Annotated in this window: 15 protein-coding genes; 11 read left to right on the top strand and 4 right to left on the bottom strand. The window is 51.8% G+C overall.

The window, feature by feature from the left end; all coding sequences use genetic code 11:
- Window positions 1–124 precede the first annotated feature (124 nt).
- On the top strand, window positions 125–1234 hold the full coding sequence (gene tnpB / locus FYJ84_RS00815; RefSeq protein ID WP_328596299.1) for an IS200/IS605 family element RNA-guided endonuclease TnpB: 1110 nt from the start codon (window positions 125–127) through the stop codon (window positions 1232–1234).
- Between the two features lie 316 nt (window positions 1235–1550).
- On the opposite strand, the gene FYJ84_RS00820 is transcribed toward tnpB, so the two are convergent.
- The 3 genes from FYJ84_RS00820 to thiW form a co-directional block, all read right to left on the bottom strand.
- Window positions 1551–2375, bottom strand: a complete 825-nt coding sequence (locus tag FYJ84_RS00820; protein ID WP_154405147.1) for a trans-sulfuration enzyme family protein — start codon at window positions 2373–2375, stop codon at window positions 1551–1553.
- 316 nt (window positions 2376–2691) lie between these two features.
- On the bottom strand, window positions 2692–3567 hold the full coding sequence (gene thiM / locus FYJ84_RS00825; RefSeq protein ID WP_154405149.1) for a hydroxyethylthiazole kinase: 876 nt from the start codon (window positions 3565–3567) through the stop codon (window positions 2692–2694).
- On the bottom strand, window positions 3551–4081 hold the full coding sequence (gene thiW, locus FYJ84_RS00830) for an energy coupling factor transporter S component ThiW (RefSeq protein WP_154405151.1): 531 nt from the start codon (window positions 4079–4081) through the stop codon (window positions 3551–3553). The genes thiM and thiW overlap by 17 nt, the downstream gene beginning before the upstream one ends.
- Window positions 4082–4372: 291 nt before the next feature.
- Here thiW and FYJ84_RS00835 point away from each other — a divergent pair, with 291 nt between their 5' ends.
- The 7 genes from FYJ84_RS00835 (at window position 4373) to FYJ84_RS00865 (ending at window position 11860) form a co-directional block, all read left to right on the top strand.
- Entirely contained in the window at window positions 4373–5233 is an 861-nt protein-coding gene (locus FYJ84_RS00835) for an aminotransferase class IV (protein ID WP_154405153.1), read from the top strand.
- A 162-nt stretch (window positions 5234–5395) separates the two neighbouring features.
- Entirely contained in the window at window positions 5396–6175 is a 780-nt protein-coding gene (locus FYJ84_RS00840; protein ID WP_154405155.1) for a LamB/YcsF family protein, read from the top strand.
- A gap of 126 nt (window positions 6176–6301) precedes the next feature.
- Window positions 6302–7030, top strand: coding sequence for a 5-oxoprolinase subunit PxpB (gene pxpB, locus FYJ84_RS00845; RefSeq protein ID WP_328596300.1), 729 nt, complete (start codon window positions 6302–6304; stop codon window positions 7028–7030).
- A gap of 101 nt (window positions 7031–7131) precedes the next feature.
- Window positions 7132–8232 carry a 5-oxoprolinase subunit C family protein gene (locus tag FYJ84_RS00850; protein WP_205764026.1) on the top strand — a complete coding sequence of 367 codons (1101 nt, stop codon included), beginning with the start codon at window positions 7132–7134 and terminating at the stop codon, window positions 8230–8232.
- Window positions 8233–8305: 73 nt separating this feature from the next.
- Entirely contained in the window at window positions 8306–9112 is an 807-nt protein-coding gene (locus FYJ84_RS00855; RefSeq protein WP_154405159.1) for a putative hydro-lyase, read from the top strand.
- 74 nt (window positions 9113–9186) lie between these two features.
- Window positions 9187–10056 (top strand): DUF4392 domain-containing protein, encoded by an 870-nt coding sequence (locus tag FYJ84_RS00860; protein WP_205764027.1) that lies wholly within the window; start codon window positions 9187–9189, stop codon window positions 10054–10056.
- Between the two features lie 358 nt (window positions 10057–10414).
- Window positions 10415–11860 (top strand): alanine/glycine:cation symporter family protein, encoded by a 1446-nt coding sequence (locus tag FYJ84_RS00865; protein WP_154405161.1) that lies wholly within the window; start codon window positions 10415–10417, stop codon window positions 11858–11860.
- A gap of 103 nt (window positions 11861–11963) precedes the next feature.
- On the opposite strand, the gene FYJ84_RS00870 is transcribed toward FYJ84_RS00865, so the two are convergent.
- Entirely contained in the window at window positions 11964–12551 is a 588-nt protein-coding gene (locus tag FYJ84_RS00870; protein ID WP_154405163.1) for a hypothetical protein, read from the bottom strand.
- 327 nt (window positions 12552–12878) lie between these two features.
- On the opposite strand from FYJ84_RS00870, the gene miaB reads away from it, so the two are divergent.
- The 3 genes from miaB to mutL all read left to right on the top strand — a co-directional run bounded on the left by miaB (window position 12879) and on the right by mutL (window position 18887).
- Entirely contained in the window at window positions 12879–14216 is a 1338-nt protein-coding gene (miaB, locus tag FYJ84_RS00875) for a tRNA (N6-isopentenyl adenosine(37)-C2)-methylthiotransferase MiaB (protein WP_154405165.1), read from the top strand.
- 73 nt (window positions 14217–14289) lie between these two features.
- Window positions 14290–16944: a DNA mismatch repair protein MutS gene (gene mutS, locus FYJ84_RS00880; protein ID WP_154405167.1), complete on the top strand. Its 2655-nt coding sequence runs from the start codon at window positions 14290–14292 to the stop codon at window positions 16942–16944.
- The gene (mutL, locus tag FYJ84_RS00885; protein ID WP_154405169.1) at window positions 16941–18887 is read left to right on the top strand and encodes a DNA mismatch repair endonuclease MutL; all 1947 of its coding nucleotides are present in this window, start codon (window positions 16941–16943) and stop codon (window positions 18885–18887) included. Before mutS ends, mutL begins: the two co-directional genes overlap by 4 nt.
- Window positions 18888–18997: the final 110 nt, after the last annotated feature.

Below are 18997 nucleotides of genomic sequence, written 5' to 3' on the forward strand. Positions count from 1 at the left end.
GCAGAAGACTCCCTGCCTCTATAGGCGGGAGATGAATGCCACGTCCACCGAATTTACGCAAGTAATTGAGGTGGACAATAGAACATAGTGGTGATATAATAGTAAGTGACAGGAGGTGAACGATGTGTTACAGCAAAAAGGCTATCAGTATCGAATATATCCCACTAAACAACAGCAACAGCTAATCAATCAGACACTGGGATGCGCCAGGTTTGTGTATAACAGGTTTTTGAATATCCGTAAAGAAGCATGGACAAATTCAAAAACAAGCGTGACTTACAAGCAGACCAGCAAAATGCTGACCGAGTTAAAATGTGAGCCGGACTATGTATGGCTGAATATGGTGGATAGTACCTCGCTGCAGCAGGCGTTAAAGGATTTGGATAAGGGGTTCAAAAACTTTTTTGCCAAAAAAGCAGGCTATCCGAGATATAAATCAAAGCACAATCATTGTCTCAGCTATCGTTCCCAGTGCGTTAATAACAATATTGCAATCAAGAATGGCAAGCTGAAGCTTCCTAAAATAGGCCTGGTAAAAATAAAGCTTTCCAGGAATTTCACAGGCAGAATTTTGAATGTCACTGTGTCACGCAAGGCTACAGGCAAGTATTTTGTTTCCCTGTGTGTTGAGGAAGAAGTAGAAATTTTTCCTAATAATGGCGGAGAAATAGGTATAGATGTGGGCATTAAGGATTTCTACTCCGATTCTAATGGTGATGTTGCTGCTAATCCGAAAACCTTGAAGAAATACAGTAAAAAACTGGCAAGGGAGCAGCGAAAGCTTTCTCGCAAGGTCAAAGGCAGTAATAATCGCAATAAGCAGAGAATAATCGTTGCCAGGATACACGAAAAGATAGCAAATATCCGCAAGGATCATCTGAACAAAGTCTCCACTAAACTGGTCAAGGAAAACCAACTGATCGGTATAGAGGACTTGCAGGTCAGGAATATGCTGAAAAACCATCAATTGGCACAAGCCATTTCTGATATATCATGGTCGGAGTTTTTCAGGATGCTTGAATACAAGGCAGTGCCCCATGGTTGCAGAGTGGTAAGGGTTCCTAGATTCTACCCAAGTTCTCAAACTTGCTGTAAATGCGGCTATCAGAATAAAGATACAAAAAATCTTGCTATTCGTGCATGGGATTGTCCGGTATGCGGTCATCATCACGATAGAGATGTGAATGCAGCCAGGAATATTCTGGCTAAAGCAAAAGAAATAATATCTGCATAAGCTTCAAAGCGTAAAAATACCGTAGGAATTACGGAAATTAACGCCCACGGAGAGTGTGTAAGTCCTTTTGCCAAGGCAGAAGGCTGTTCTCGTAGAAGTGGGAATCTCCCTCCTCAAACGCCTAGGCGTTAGGAGGGAGTAATTCAACAAAATCTGTTTGTGTGCTATTTAGATTATTTTTTGTTTCACTCAGGCTCATGGCAATTCCTCCTTGCAGCTGATTGAGATTTTATGGAATAAAGATTATTTTATGAAATAAAGCTTAATGAGATTTACAGGATTTTCCAGTTTTACAGATATAAATGTATACTCGATTTTACTGGAATGCCTGCTGCAAATCGGCAATCAAATCCTCCGTTGCCTCAATGCCTACGGACAGGCGCAGCAGCCTGTCATCCAGCCCGGTGCGCTCCAGCAGGTATTTTGGCATGCATTCGTGTGTCTGGTAGAGAGGGTAGGTAATCAGGCTTTCTACGCCCCCCAGGCTTTCCGCAAAGGCAATCAGCTTCACCTTGCCCAGAATGCTCCTGGCGAGGTCGCTATCCCTGACCTTGAAGGAAATCATGGTGCCGCTGTGCACCACGATATCCGCCCCCAGTGTCAGGGGTTTCTGAAAATGAGGTGTCAGGAAGGTATTATCAACGACCAGCAGGGCAGCATGGATATGTGCCAGTTCAGCCAACGCCTTTATATCAGTAATCAGCATCATAGGATTGGAAGGTGTTTCGATGAAAATTGCCCTGGTGGCAGGGCGGAGGCTGCGCTGCACAAGCTCTAAATTGGTGGTGTCGATGTATTCAAACTCAATGCCGTACTTGGCGAAAATTTCTCCCAGGCGGACAGTGCCGCCGTACAAATCCTCCGTCAGCAGGATGTGGTCTCCCGGCTTGAACAGCTGGAACACTGTATTGATGGCAGCCATGCCGGAGCTGAAGGCCCATGCCTTTTGGCCCTTTTCCAGGGCGGCGATGGTTTCCTCCAGGTTGTCCCGGGTAGGGTTGCCGCAGCGGCTATAGTCATAACCTGTACTCTGCTGAAAGCCTGGATGCCTGAAGGTGGCAGACTGATAAATCGGCTGGCTCAAGGCGCCGGTATAGTCTGCCTGCCTACAGCCATGAACCTCAATAGTAAAATCTTTCATAAACATCTTCCTTCCTGTAAACTATAGCTGATACGATAAAGCATATAATACATATTTGGTAAATATGTTATGAATATTATAATAGCAGAAAGTGCTTCTGTCAATACAGTAGTGGAGAGGCTGGGAATATTTTTGTGCAATGGTTGTCTGTTCATCTGCCAATCAATGTATTACGCAATGTATTTTTGGGACAATAGAAAAGAGATGCCTTATTGCGTACCGCATGAGCTGTATGAAATGAGGCATCTCTTTAGTGCTATAAAAGTGCAGCTGTCGGAGAGTAATTAACTCTGGCAGCTGTGCTTATTTTTATGGATTAATACTGAGTTATTTTGGCAGCTGCGGTCAAGTCCTCCGGGGTGAGGCTGTGAATGCTGTCCATCAGGTGCAGGTGGAAGCTGCCGGGGCCTTTTTCCGTATAGATGTGATGGATTTTCTCGGCGGCAATACCCAGAAGCAGGCAGGACAGCATGGCCGCCTCAAGGTCTGTTCTATTCGTGTGGCTGGCGGCAGCCAGGCAGGCACCTGCCAGCACGTTGGTCATGCAGCCGGTGCCGGTAATGGAAGCCAGTGCCTCCGTACCGTTCTGTATGGTGCAGGCGGCATGCTCCGACACCACCAGGTCCATAGGCCCCGTAGCCAGGAGAGTAGTATGGTACTCCCTGGCTTTTTCCTTGAACAGTCTGATGTACTCAGGTGCATTCTCGGCTGTGGCCATTTCCCTGGCACCTGCCTCTACACCCATGCCGGGGGTAACCGGCAGCCCCAGCAGGGTGCGCAGCTCCGAGATATTTCCCTTGATGATGGCCGGGGGATATTGGCTGATCAGCTTACGGGCGTAGTCAAGGCGCAGGCTGCTGCAGGCGATGCCCACCAGGTCGATGACGGCCGGAATGTGCAGCCGGTGTGCCGCCTGGCTGGCAATCCGCATGGACTCCATGCGGGCATCGGTGATATTGCCCAGGTTCAGTGCCAATGCTTTGGCTATGGCAGTTATTTCAGCCACCTCCTTTGGGTGCTCGGCCATGATGGGACGGGCACCGATTGCCAGCAGGATGTTGGCGCAGTCATTGATGGAGATGGGGTTGGTTATGCAGTGAATGAGGGGTGCCTGCTGCCGGATATAGCCCAGCAGCAGGGGGATTGCCTCCGTCAGCCTGCTTACATTTCTGTCCTTATTTGAGCCGTCCATGTATATTTACTCCTAACTTTTGCTGGATATTTTTCAGGGCGCCGTTTTTCTGCAGCACTGTCAGCAGGATAAAGGCGATGGAGCCGCCGATGAGGGTTCCGGCAATAAAGGACGGCACATAGAACATCCAGGTGAGGCCGCTGCGCCCCCAGAGCAGTGCCATGACAGGATAGGAGACGATGGCGCCGATGATGCCGGTACCGATGATTTCCCCCAGGCAGGCAAAGGCAATCTTTCCCTTGCTGGCGCGGTAAAGGATGCCGGACAGGGCGGCGCCGAAGATGGCACCTGTCAGTGCCAGAGGCGGTATGCCCATCAAGGCCATGCGGATGATGCCGATGAGGAAGGCGCAGATAAAGGCTTCCAGAGGTCCCAGCATGACAGCGCAGGTGATGTTGATGAGATGAGCCATAGGGCACATGCCCTCCACCCTGAGAATAGGGGAAATGACAACGCCCAGGGCTATCATCATGCCCATGAAGACCATGCGTAAAAGCTTTGTGTGTGAATTCATAAATAGCACTCCTTTTCTGTTTTTACAGTACTTGCAGCACTTGTGGCAGTGCTAAAGTCAATATAGAGGATATGGCGCGGCTTGTCAAGCCTATTGGCAGGTAACAAGGTACGACAACCGGGTTATGGGGAGCTTTCACAGCTGCTGAAAAGGCACTGCATAGCCAATTTAGAAATATTTTGTATACATAGCGAAAATAAAGAAAAAATATAGCCAAATCGTCTACAGTATGTTATAGTAGTAACTGTGAAAAACAGATATGCCTTAGAATTTTGCTTATGAGGTGATTGTATGTTTAAAGAATTAGCTTACTACGATGGAAAGATTGGTACCCCTGACGAGGTGATGATTCCATTCAATGACCGTTCACATTTCTTTGGCGATGGCGTTTATGATGCCACTATCGGCGGCAATCATGTGGTGTACCTGCTGGAAGACCATCTGGACAGGTTCTATACCAGTGCCAATTATTTCGATATCAAGATTCCTATGGGCAAGCGGGAGCTGGGTGAGCTGCTCACCGACCTGTTGCGCCAGGTGGAGGGGGAAACCCATTTCGTCTATTGGCAGGTAACCCGTGGCGTGGCATCTCGTAACCATGCTTATGGCAATGACATGCCGGGCAAGCTGTGGGTGTGGATTAAGCCGTCCAAGGCTGGCGATCCGAATGAAGAGCTGAAGCTGATCGTCCGTCCTGATACTCGCTTCCAGCATGGCAATGCCAAGACGCTGAACCTGCTGCCTGCTGTTATGGGCACTGAGCTGGCTGTCCGTGCCGGTGCCGACGAGTGCGTGCTGCATCGTGACGGCCTTGTGACCGAGTGCTGCCACAGCAACATCCAGATTTTGAAGGATGGCATGCTGATTGCTCATCCTGATGACCAGTTTATTCTCCGGGGCATTGCCAAGACCCACATGATTGAGGCATGCCGCAGGCTGGGCATCACTGTAATGGAGCGTCCTTTCAGCCTGGAGGAGATGTATGATGCAGACGAGGTTATCGTGACCGCTTCTTCCAGGATGTGCCAGCATGCCTGTGAGATTGAGGGCAGGAAGGTCGGCGGCAAGGACCCTGAGACATTGCACCGCATTGAGAAGGAAGTCATTCAGGAGTATCTTGACTATACCGGCAAGGCAACCCTGCTGGACTAAAAAGTAAATATTTTGGATTGGAATGGGCCAATCAGCTGATATGAATAGCTTTCTGTCAGTTGATGGCCCTTTGTTGTTTTTTCGGGCAAAGTTTTTCACAATGTATACAAAAAAATAAATGAATATATTTTTGATAAACTTCATAAATTTTGGAGGAAAATCATGAGCTGTGTAAATTTTAGCTGTGTGGATTTGAACTGCGATTTGGGGGAGAGCTTCGGTGCCTATACCATGGGCATGGATGAGGCGGTGGTGCCTCATGTTACATCTATTAATGTGGCATGCGGCTATCATGCCGGTGACCCGCTGATTATGGAAAAGACCATGGCACTGGCAGCAAAATATGGCGTGGCTGTGGGAGCTCATCCCGGTTTTCCTGACTTGCTGGGCTTCGGGCGGCGGCCTATGACGGTGACGCCGGAGGAGGCCGGTGCCTATGTGAAATACCAGCTGGGAGCGTTGATGGCTTTTGCCAAAAGCCACGGCCTGAAGCTGCAGCATGTAAAGCCCCACGGGGCACTGTACAACATGGCAGCCAAGGATGCAAAGCTGGCAAGGGGCATTGCCGAGGCGGTGGCCAGCGTGGATACGGGGATTTATCTCATGGGGCTGGCCGGTTCCGTGATGCTAGAGGAAGCGGAGAAGGCAGGGCTGCCCGTCATCAGCGAGGTCTTTGCTGACCGGGCCTACAATGACGATGGCTCCCTGGTAAACCGCAAGATTCTGGGCGCAGTTATCCACGATGGGGACGAGGCTGCGGCAAGGGCAGTAAAAATGGCCAAGGAAAACAAGGTGGTCAGCATTAATGGCAAGACCATAGATATCAAGGCAGACAGTATCTGCGTGCACGGGGACAATGGAGCGGCTATTGAGCTGGTGAAGAAAATCCGTGCTTCACTGGCGGCAGAAGGGATTGCCGTGCAAAACTTTCAGGCACAATAAGGCGGAATATGAGGTGGCAAGGCGCAATGCGATATAATATGGTGCGATGCCATAAAGTGCTATAACTGCAATATTGCGCAGGCTGTTGTTTGAGGTAAATAGTGTTTGAGATAAAGAGGAAATGGGGTGACATGCTTGGCAGAGTCAGCTGTTCCTGCCGGGGTGCGCTTTCTGGTGCTGGGTGACAGCGCGGTTTCCGTGGAGTTCGGGCAGGAAATAAATATTGAAATCAATCGCAAGGTCATGGCACTGCAGAGCTGTGTGGAAATGGCAGCGGCAGAAGGGGAGCTTGAGGGAATTGTGGAGACGGTTCCTACATATTGTGCCCTGATGATCGTGTACAATCCGCTGGTGCTGGGCTATGATGAGCTGGTGGAGAAGCTCTCGGCTGTCATTGGCAGCATGAAGCTGGCGGATGCAGGGGAAAGGCAGGTCGTGGAAATCCCCGTGGTGTACGGTGGCGAGTACGGCCCTGACCTGGATGAGGTGGCAACGCAACACGGCATGACGGCAGAGGAAGTCATCCGGCTGCATGCTGCCCCCGAGTACCCTGTGTATATGCTGGGGTTTGTGGCCGGTTTCCCCTATCTGGGCGGTATGGATGAAAGGCTGGCTACGCCTCGGAAGAAGTCGCCACGGCTGAAGATTGCCGCCGGCAGCGTGGGCATTGCCGGAGGGCAGACGGGGATTTATTCCGTGGAGTCACCGGGGGGCTGGCAGATTATTGGCCGCACGCCTTTGAAGCTATATGATGCGGCAAGTGAAAATCCCGTGCTGCTGTCAGCTGGCAGCTATGTGAAATTCAAGCCGATTTCTGAGGCTGAATACAAGGCGATAGCCAATGATAGTGAATAGTGTTGGTGAATTTTGGCGGATATTTTTATGTGTTAGTGAGCATTAATGTACGTCAATGAGTTTTGATGAATGTTTTTTGTGGAATTTCGGTGGGTGAGACGATGGCAGGTATCATGGTGATAAATGGCGGCATGCTGACTACGGTGCAGGATGAGGGCAGGTATGGCTATCAGGCCAGCGGCGTGCAGGTCTCAGGGGTAATGGACAGGACTGCCGCCCTGCTGGCCAATGCCCTGGTAGGCAACGATGAGCTTTCTGAGGATGCTGCCCTGCTGGAGGCGACCTATCTGGGGCCTGAGCTGGAATTTGGGCAGGATGCGCTGGCAGCTGTTGCCGGAGGCATGCCTGATGTGCAACTGGGTGGTATGCCTGTGCAGCCCTATAGGGCGATAGCTGTCAAGGCAGGGCAGCGGCTGAAGGTGGCGGCGCAAAAATCAGGCCTTCGGGCGTATATTGCCGTGTCAGGGGGATTTGCCACAGACAGGGCGCTGGGCAGCAGGTCCACTAATCTCAAGCTGGGGCTGGGTGGCTATCATGGGCGCAAGCTGGCAGCAGGTGATGTGCTGCCGGTGGGAGCTCCGGGGGCGTATGCGGCAAAGGCCTTGTCAGGCAAAGCAGGGCTTCGGAAACTGCCGTCAAGCTATGTGGATGCAATGGCAAAGAGAGGCATTGTGTCAGGTGCTGACGGTGGCTCAAGCAGGCAGATACGGGTGATATTGGGGCCCCAGGAGGATTATTTTTCCCGGCAGTCCATTGCTGCCTTTGCAGAAGCTGCCTATACAGTATCAAATAATTCTGACCGCATGGGCTACAGGCTGCAGGGGCCGGCGGTGGAAAAGGCAAAGCAGCAGGATTTGATTACGGATGGCATAGCCTTCGGCTCAATTCAGATTCCCCCGGACGGCCAGCCTATTATTATGCTGGCAGACCATCAGACCACAGGTGGGTATCCGAAGCTGGCTACGGTGGCAACGGTGGATTTGCCCCTTCTGGCTCAGTCCATGCCCGGGGACAGGCTGCAGTTCAGGCTGATTTCCGTGCAGGAGGCACAGCAGCTTTTGCGGCAGCAGCATGAGGCTATGGTAGAGGTTATCAATCAGATGAAGGAACAGGCTGTACTGGCGGTGCCCGGTGCAGTGGCAAAACAGTTCAGGCTGACGATAAATGGCGAAGCTTTTGATGTGGCTATTAGGCAGATGTGAATATGAGCCTGATGTGACTAGAAAGATGATATGATGGCAGGCTCTATATGACTATAAGGCAGGAGTGATTTTCATGGCAGATTATAGCAATGCGAGGCCGGAGGATGTATGGCTGAAAATCAGGAGCGGTGAAATCACCGGGCAGACATCCGGCATGTGCAACGGTTATGCCCAGGCAAATCTGGTGATTATGCCTGAAAAATACGCCGGGGACTTTGAGCAGTTTGCCCGGCAGAATCCCAAGCCATGCCCTCTTTTGGAGGTTATGCATGGCAGCAGATATGTGCAGGATATGGGCAAGGGGGCAGATATCCTGACGGATATTCCCAAGTACCGCATCTTTGAAAATGGCGTGCTGGTAAAGGAAGTGACGGATGCTACGCCTTACTGGCAGGATGATATGGCAGTGTTTTTGATTGGCTGCAGCTTTTCCTTTGAGGAAGCATTGATGGAGGCCGGTATAGATGTGCGGCACATTTCCATGGGGCGCAATGTGCCTATGTTCCGCACCAAGGTGATGACTGAGCCTGCCGGGCCTTTCAAGGGGGAGCTGGTGGTCAGCATGCGGCCGATGACGCCGGAGGATGCAGGCAGGGCTAATGAGATTACGGGGCGTTTCCCCAACGTGCATGGTGCGCCTGTGAATATCGGGGAGCCTGAGAAACTGGGGATTACGGACTTGATGAAGCCGGACTACGGTGACCCGGTGGATATACTGCCTGGGGAGATTCCTGTTTTCTGGGGCTGTGGCGTTACGCCACAGTCGGTGATTGAGCATGCGAAGCTGCCGCTGGTGATTACCCATGCACCTGGGCATATGTTTATTACCAACATGAAAAATGATGCAGTCAATGATTTTTTGGAGCAGAAGAAAAAATAAAATAATTAAATAAAGTAGTAAATTATATTACAATTGTATTGTGTGAATGGATTGAATTGTGAGGTGTGTTTGCTGTGGGCTTTTTTAAGAAATTAGATGAGGCAATGCGATATGATCCGGGCAACAGGGGGCTTTTAGCCAATGCACCTGCCAACCCGTTGGACAGGCTGCAGGAGGCGTTGCAGGAGATTACCGGCGTGGTTATCCTGACGGGCTTTCCGGTGCGGCTGGGGCTCCACAATTTTACCGGGGAGACGGATGGCCCCCTGGGGGCTGCCAATCTTGCCTTTGCCTTTGAGTCCATAGGCGTGCCTGTGTGGCTGCTGACGGATGAGGAAGCCTACTGGGTGGTGAATGCGGCAGTGACCAGGCGTGGCTGCAAATGCCGTCCTCTCATGCTGCCTAAGTATGAGGCGGATGAGTTTATTGCCGCCCAGCTGGATGCCATTAAACCTAGCCATGTGCTGACTATTGAGCGTCCAGGCAAGGCACGGGACGGGCATTATCACAACATGCGGGGGGGCATTATTGATGCCATGTTCGTGGATGCTTCCAGCATTATTGAGGCCGCCCGGGAACGGGGGATAACTACTATCTCTATCGGTGATGGTGGTAACGAAATCGGCATGGGTGCCCTGGCGGAGACCATCGAAAAGTATGTCCCTCACGGGGAGGCTATCTGCGCCAGGGAGGTGGCGGACATTGCCCTCATCAGCGGTGTTTCCAACTGGTGGGGCTGGGGCGTCAGCGCCCTGCTGTCCAGAATGTACGGCATCAGCCTGCTGCCCTCCGACGATATGGAGCGGGGCATGCTGCATGAGATGGTGCTGGCAGGCAGCGTGGACGGCTGCACGAAGAAGCCGGAGGAAACGGTGGATAACCTGCCGATGGAGGTGCATCTGGGGGTTTTGAGCAATGTCAGGTCAGCCATGCAGGAAAAATAGCCATGCAGGCAATTAGCCGGTAATATGGTGCAGCAGTCTGGCTGTTTATGTAGTGATGTAATAAATTCGTGGCAGCATTAATAAAGATAATAGAAAAAACTTAAAAAACTGCAAAAAAACGGTGCAGGGGACGTTTCTCTGACCGCTTTTTTTGTGGGAGATTTTTTGGCTTTTGATTATTTTTTGTCTGTCGGGTGTGGAACTGGAATTTTAAAGTATTTGTGCAGTGGACGGGTTTGACGGTCGTGCGCAAAGGCTATAAAATATGTTCACTGCGCTTGTATATGGATTTATATTTGCATATTGGCATTTTGGGTAGCGTGATAATTTAAAGAAATGTGTTAGGGGTTGTTATTGTATGGAAAATTTTTCAGTTCTGGTGAATGAGCTGGATGCTTTGATTTGGAGCATGGCACTGGTCAGCCTCTGCCTGGGAGCAGGGCTGTACCTGTCTGTCCGCCTGGGATTTCCCCAGGTGCGGCTGATTGGGGAGATGGTGCGGCTGCTCTTTGGCGACAAGAAAAGCGAGCATGGCATTTCCTCCTTTCAGTCCTTTGCCACCACGGTAGGGGCAAGGGTTGGCATGGGCAATATTGCCGGTGTGGCCACGGCCATTTTTATCGGCGGCCCCGGCTCTATCTTCTGGATGTGGATGATTACCTTTATCGGGGCGGCTTCCGCCTTTACGGAGTCGGTGCTGGGACAGGCCTACAAGATAAAGAATTCCAGCGGCGTGTTCATGGGAGGCCCTGCCTATTATCTGGAGCATGGCCTGAAGTGCAAAAATTATGCCAGGCTTTTTGCGGTGCTGGCGGTGATGGGGCCGGGGCTTTTGCTGCCGGGAGTGCAGATAAACTCTCTTGTGCTGGTTTTTGAGGAAGCCTTTGCGGTGGATCGCACCATCGTGGGCTTTATCTGCTGTGCCCTGCTGGCTTTTATTATCTTCGGCAGCATCAAGCGCATTTCCAAGGTGGCAGAAATCCTGACGCCTTTTATGTGCCTGATTTACATGGGCTTTGCAGTCATTATCCTGGGCATGAATTTTGACAAGATTCCGGGGATGCTGCAGATGATTGTCACCTCTGCCATAGGTGCTGAGCCGCTGTTTGCCGGGATTATCGGTTCGGCTGTTTCCTGGGGCGTCAAGCGGGGCATTTACTCCAACGAGGCAGGCATGGGCTGCGGTGCCATCGTGTCGGCAGCGGCTGAGACCTCACATCCTGCCAAGCAGGGGTTGATACAGGCCTGCTCCATATACGTGGACACCCTGCTGATTGGCACGGCTACGGCCTTGATTATCATGCTGACCGGCACCTACAATGTATCAGACGGGCAGGGGGGATTGCTGTTCAGCAGCATCGGTGATATTGAGTCCGGCATCAAGTGGGCCCAGTACGCTTTGATGAATACCTTCGGGGCATGGAGCGGCAAGGTGCTGGCGGTGATTATCGTGCTGTTCGTGTTTACCTCCCTGACCGGCTACTGCTATCAGGCGGAGGCAAATATCCGCTACCTGTTCAAGCGCAACAAGCTGGCACTGAATACCGTGCGGATTATCTTCGTGCTGGCTTCCTTCTTTGGCTGCCTGGTGAATGCGGATGCTATATGGGCTTTGGGCGATATTGGCTACGGCCTTCTGGGCTGGGCAAATATCATTGCCATTATCCTGATGGCGCCTAAGGCGGTGGCAATTCTCAGGGACTATGAACAGCAGAAAAAAGCCGGGCGGGACCCTGTCTTTGCCCCTGAGAAATTCGGCATTGACGATTATACCGGGGCATGGGATAAATACAAAAATCAATAGTTAATAGTTATCATAGTTGATCGATAAAAAACGGGCTGCTCCCATCTTATAGGAACAGCCCGTTTAATATTATTGCAGATGTTTTTTTAGCGTGCGGTACTGCTTAGAAAAGTGGCAGCATCTCGGCACTCAGCTCCTTCATGCACTTCTTGAAGGCACCCCGCTTGGCACGCAGGTCGCTGGAGAAGGAATCATCTTCGTTGTTGGAAACCTTGCTCTTGAGGATTTTTTCTTTGTCAATCAGGAAAGCGTTAATCTGGATGGAGGCACGGGATTTTTCGCCGGACTCCATGAGGGTAAAGGCAAAATGCTTTTCCACTACCGGGTCCTTGACAATCAGCACCAGCACCTTGTCAACGCCAAGGTATTCCGGCATGGCCAGCAGGTCATCCTTGGTTGGCTGCTGTTCCTCCAGGAAGCCCTTGTCCAGCCAGTATTCCTGGTATTTGCTCTGAATGTCGGTACCCAGGACAATCTGGCTGGCATGAGGATTATTCTTTAAAAAGTGGTTTTCAATCATGGTGAAATACTGGGTGGACTTGAAGTCGTTGCTGCCCATCAGCAGGATGGCTACCTTGTCCTTGCCGTTGCTGCCCTGGCTGGCGGCGGCACTGCACACACCTGCCAGCAGCATGATGCTCATGGCAAGGGCGGAGATAAAAACTAATAATTTCTTCATATTCATTTTCATTCTGCATTCCTCATTTCTTATTTTCATTTGCTGTTCGCCCTGTAGACATTTACATGCGATTATATTCGACTATATTCGACAAATTTTGTGAAATTCCTGCTTTTTGCTTGCTGCCAAGGAGATTTTCCTCAATTTGCCTCACTTTTGTATCTTATACGCAAAAAGGCGATGATGATTACAGCCGGTATAAAGAAATTTTTACGAATTTATGAATTTATGGCGTTTATGGCGTTTATGGCGTTTATGGTGGTTATGGACATTTCCGACTTTTTTTGTTAAAATTAAGAGTCAATAAATGAGTGAAATCTATGGAAAAATATTAAAAGGATGATAGAAAAGGTGTCAGAAAACAAAAAATATGTAAAATTTTTAACCTATGGCTGCCAGATGAATTTCAGCGATGCGGAGCGCATGGAAGGGGAGCTGGCAAAAATCGGCTATGAGCCGACGGAAAGCATGGAGCAGGCTGACCTCATCATGATTAATACCTGCTGTGTGCGGGAGACGGCAGAGGACAAGGTGTATGGCAAGATTGGCGAAATCAAGGGCCTGAAGCGGAAAAATCCTGATTTGCTGCTGGGCATCACCGGCTGCATGGCTCAGAAGGAAGGGGAAAAGCTCATTAAGAGGGCGCCTCATATTGATTTTGTGCTGGGCACCAACAAGATTCACGAGGTTGTCAGCACCGTGCAGAAGCTGGAGGCTGCCAGCGTCAAGCATGTGGTGGACACGGAAATCAGGGAAAGCGAAATGCCGGAAGATGTGGCAATCCACAGGAAGACTGCCCTGTCAGCCTGGATTCCTATCATGTACGGCTGCAATAATTTCTGCACCTACTGCATCGTGCCTTATGTAAGGGGCAGGGAGCGGAGCCGCCTGCCGGAGGATATAGTGAAAGAGGTACAGGAAGCGGCAGCCCAGGGCTTCAAGGAGATTACCTTGCTTGGCCAGAATGTGAATTCCTACGGCAAGGACCACGGCAAGGCCAGCTTTGCGGAGCTTCTGGCTATGGTGGACAAGGTGGAGGGCATAGAAAGGATTCGCTATATGACCTCCCATCCCAAGGATTTAAGTGACGAGGTGATTGAGGTCATCAAGAACAGCCGCCATATCTGCAAGCATTTCCATCTGCCTGTGCAGTACGGCAGCAACAGGATTCTCAAGGCCATGAACCGGGTATATACGGTGGAGGGCTATCGGGAGCTGGTGAGGAAGATAAGGGCGGCTGTGCCGGAGGCCAGCCTGACTACCGACCTGATTGTAGGCTTTCCGGGGGAAACCGAGGAGGACTTCCAGCAGCTGATGGAGTTTTTGGCTGAGATACGCTATGACCAGGCATATACCTTTATTTACTCCAAGCGTTCCGGCACCCCGGCGGCGGAGATGGAAAATCAGGTGGATGACCGCTGCAAGCATGAGCGGCTGAACAGGCTGATGGAGCTGCAGAACAGCATCAGCCTGGAAATCAATCAGCAGCTGACAGGCAAGACAGTTGAGGTCATGGTGGAAGGTCCAAGCCAGACGGATGATACGGTCTGGACGGGACGTACCGATACCAACAAGATTGTGCTCTGGAAGCACTCTGGCAGCGAAAAGCCGGGGGATTTGGTGCAGGTGAAGATACACACAGCCCAGACCTGGCTGCTCAAGGGAGAACTGGCTTGAGGGAGATTTGCCCCTGAGTTAAAGGCGAACTAGATTAAGGGAGATTGGCATTGATTAAAGGAGATTGGCACTAATGGAACTTACCCCGATGCAGCAGCAGTATATGGAAATCAAAGAGGCTCATCCCAAGGAGATTTTGTTCTTCCGTTTGGGGGACTTTTATGAGATGTTCTTTAAGGATGCGGAGATTGTGTCCAAGGAACTGGGGCTTACTTTGACCAGCCGCAGCGGGGACGTGGCCAAAAATCCCATGTGCGGCATCCCTTATCATGCCGTGGACAATTATCTGGGCAAGCTGGTTACCAAGGGCTACCGGGTGGCGATTGCCGAGCAGATTGGTGACCCCAAGGCCAAGGGGCTGACCAAGCGTGAGGTGGTGAAGGTAGTCACCCCCGGCACCATCCTGGAGGAAAGCGTGCTGAAATCTGCCCAGAATAATTATATCGCCCTGGTGTATGAACAGGAGAGCCAGCTGGTGCTGGCAGGGGCGGATATTTCCACCGGTGAGTGCTTTTACTGCATCTACAAGGGGGCTGACCGCCAGCAGGGGCTGTATGATGAGCTGTACCGCATCATGATGCCGGAGCTTTTGGTGCTGGGGGAGCTGTCCTGCCGTCAGGATCTGGAGGAGTTTGTCTCCCTCAGGATGGCAAGTTGCCTCTTTACGGATATTGAGGTGCCGGTAAAGAATGTGCAGGAGCTGCTGGTGCAGCATTTTGATGTGAATAACCGCCCGGCAGAGCCCCTGGCGGAGGTGGCGGTGGCTACCCTTTTGGGGTATCTCCATGATACGGTGCGGACGGATTTGACTCACCTTTCCCAGCTGACCCGGCTGGATTATTCGGAAAATCTGGTGGTGGATACCTGCACCCTGCGCAATCTGGAGATTACCAGGAACCTCCGGGACGGCGGCAAGAAGGATACCCTGCTGGATGTGCTGGATTTTACCCATACGGCTATGGGCACAAGGCTTTTGAAGAAGTGGCTGGAATATCCCCTGATGAATATTGGCAAAATTAATCAGCGGCTGGACAGCGTGGAGGAGCTGGCAGGGGATTTTCTCATGCGGCAGCAGCTGCAGGCAGCCTGCAAGAGCATCTATGATTTTGAGCGGCTTTTAACCCGCATTGAGGTGGGCAGTGCCAATGCCAGGGATCTGGCGGCACTGCGTACCTCTTTTATGGCACTGCCGGGTATTCATGCCGCCCTGACCGGGGCGAAGTCAAGGCTTTTGCAGAAGTGCCGGGAGGGCATCCATCTCTATGAGGATTTTGTGGACTTGCTGCAGCGTGCTATCGTGGATGAGCCGGGGCTGACCATCCGTGACGGGGGGATTATCCGTGACGGTTACAACGAGGAACTGGACCAGTACCGGCTGATTTCCCGTGACAGCAGGCAGCTTTTGCAGCAGATGGAGGAGCAGGAGAAGGAAAAGACCGGCATCCGCTTCTTGAAAATCGGCTACAACAAGGTTTTCGGCTACTATATCGAGGTGCGCAACAGCGGTGCGGACAAGGTGCCGCCTCATTATGTCCGCAAGCAGACTCTTGCCAATGCAGAGCGGTATATCACAGAGGAATTGAAGGAGTTTGAGACGAAAATCCTGGGAGCCCAGGAGAAGATTGTTTCTATTGAGTATAACCTCTTTGTGGAAATCCGGGATGCCATCAAGGAAAAGCTGGGGGATATTCAGGCTACGGCCCGGGAGATTGCCCGGCTGGATGTGCTGACGGGGCTGGCGGAGGCGGCAGCCAGCTACAACTATGTGCGGCCACGGCTGGCCAATAACGGACAGCTCGACATCAAGGATGGCAGGCATCCTCTGGTGGAGAGGATTCTCCAGCGGGATTTGTTTGTGCCTAACGACACCAGGCTGAACCATGATGAATGCGAGATTATGCTGATCACCGGGCCAAATATGGCAGGCAAGTCCACCTATATGCGGCAGACGGCGCTGCTGGTGCTGATGGCGCAGATTGGCAGCTTTATCCCCGCACGGGAGGCGGTGATTGCGCCGGTGGACAGGATTTTTACCCGTATCGGTGCCAGTGATGATCTGGTCAGCGGCCAGAGCACCTTTATGGTGGAGATGAACGAGGTGGCGCAGATTTTGAAGTATGCCACCAGTGACAGCCTGGTGATTTTGGATGAGATAGGCAGGGGAACCAGCACCTTTGACGGCATGAGCATTGCCCGGGCGGTGATTGAGCACATCAGGGAGAAGGTGCATGCCAAGACCTTGTTTGCCACCCACTACCATGAGCTGACGGATTTGGAGGATGACAAAATCAGGAATTTCTGTATTGCTGTCAAGGAAAAGGGCAGGGATATTACCTTCTTGCGGCGGATTATTGCCGGGGCGGCGGATAAGTCCTACGGCATCCATGTGGCAAGGCTGGCAGGCCTGCCCAAGGCTGTGACAGGCAGGGCGGAAAAGATTCTGGCAACCCTGGAAAAAGGGGCAGCTGCGCCGCAGATGGCGGAGGCTGCGCCTGATGTGAGAGCTGTAAGAGATATGGGAGCAGGTAGTGCTGAGAATGTTAAGCCTGCAAAAACTGTTAAGCCTGTTAAGCCTGTTAAGGAAAGTGCTGATATGGGCTCCCTGTTTGCCAGCAGCCTCAGTGATGATTTGCTGAAGCTGGATGTGATGACCATGACGCCGCTGGAGGCAATGAATGAGCTGTACCGCTTGCAGCAGCAGGCGAAAAAGGAGGCTGGCCTGGGATGAGCTTTGTGCATGTGCTGGATGACAATACCATTAACAAGATTGCTGCCGGTGAGGTGGTGGAGCGTCCGGCTTCCGTTATCAAGGAGCTGGTGGAAAATGCCATTGATGCCCATGCTGACCGCATCGAGGTGGAGATTGCCGCCGGCGGCACCAGCTTTATGCGGGTGTCGGACAACGGCATCGGCATGAGCCGTCAGGATGCGGAGCTGGCTATCCTCCGCCATGCCACCAGCAAGATTGTGAAGGTGGATGATCTGCTGACCATCGGTACACTGGGCTTTAGGGGAGAGGCACTGCCCAGCATTGCCTCTGTGTCACGTTTTACCCTGACTACCCGTCAGGCCGGTGACGAGCTGGGGACGGAGATTAAAATCAGCGGCGGCAGCCTGCCGGAGATTGGGGAAACAGGCTGTGGCATCGGCACCACCATCCGGGTGGAGGATTTGTTTTTCAATACCCCTGCCCGGAAAAAGTTTTTGAAGACCAACAATACCGAGGGCGGCAAAATCAATGAGTTTATCGTCAAGCTGGCGATTTCCAATCCGCAGATTGCCTTTAAGCTGATAAATAATAATAAGATGGCGGTGTCTACCCCGGGCAATGGTGATTTGAAGGATACCCTGCAAAGCATTTATGGCGGTACGGTGGGGAGTGCCCTGCTGCCGCTGGAATTTGAGGACGAGGATATCAGGCTTTCGGGCTTTGTTACCAAGCCGTCAGCTATCAGGAGCAGCCGCAGCTGGCAGACCTTTATTGTCAACGGCAGGATTATTGCCAATCGGGCTATTGCCAGGGCAATTGATAATGCCTACCATGCTTTGATACCCAAGACCGGCTATCCCCTGGTGGCACTGAATATTCAGGTGCCTCAGAATACTGTTGATGTGAATGTGCATCCTCAGAAAAGCGAGATGAAGTTTGAGGATGAGAGCCGGGTGTTCAAGGCTGTCTACAAGGCTGTGCTGGATGCCATCAGGCCAAAGGATGAGGTGCGGCAGCTGGGACAGCTGGGGAATATGGCTGCCGGGGTGGAGCAGGCGGAGATAGACAGGCATGTGGCTCATGGAATGCAGGAAATTTTGCTGGAGGCAAAGGATGTGGAACGTGCTTCGGCGGCTCCTGCCAGGTATGTGCCTGTGTATGAGGAACGGAGGCAGGCGGCTATGCAATGGCGTGAGGCGGCAGCCAGGATGGAAGTGCCCAAAACTGCTGAGCCTCCTGAGCCTGAGCCTCAGCCGGTGTTTGTGCCTGAGGCTGAGGCTGAAACGGTGCATGAGATGGTATCTGTGCCTGTGCCTGAGATGAAGCATGTACCTGAGTCTGTGTCTGTGCCTGAGCCTATGCCTGTGGAAAATGACAGGGAACAATCCTGCCGGATGGTGCCTATCGGGCAGGTGGACAATACATATATTATTGCCCAGGATGCAGATGGGCTGTATATTGTGGACCAGCACGCCGCTCATGAGCGCATTTTGTTTGACAGGTTTTCGGCACGGGCAGGAGAGATTCCTGTGCAGCAGCTTTTGGTGCACCTGATGCTGGATTTCAGCAGCCATGAAGCGGAGATTATCGAAAATAATCTGGCTATGCTGAAGGAGCTGGGCTTCGGGCTGGAGCCTGCGGGGCCGAACCAGTTCCGGCTGACGGAAGTGCCTGCGGATGTGCCCTCCGGGGAAGCGGAGGATTTTATCCGGGAAATACTGGCATCTTTGGAGGAGCTGCACAAGCCATCGGCAGCGGAGCTTCGCCAGGCAGCTATTGCCACTGCTTCCTGCAAGGCAGCCATCAAGGCCGGGTTCAAGCTGAATTTCCGGCAGATGGAGATTTTGCTGGCAGAGCTTAATGATACGGCAATGCCTTATACCTGCCCTCATGGACGGCCGACAATTATTAAATTCAGCACCGATGAGCTGGCGAAGATGTTTAAGAGGACAGGATTTTGAATATGCGTAATAATATCACGCAATGATATCGCGAACGGCATGGCTGTACCATTCTTGGGCACGCTCGCGCTACTATCCACGCCTAGCGGTACTAAACTCACACTGCGCCT

This window comes from Anaerovibrio slackiae (genome assembly GCF_009695585.1).
GTDB lineage: Bacteria > Bacillota > Negativicutes > Selenomonadales > Selenomonadaceae > Anaerovibrio > Anaerovibrio slackiae.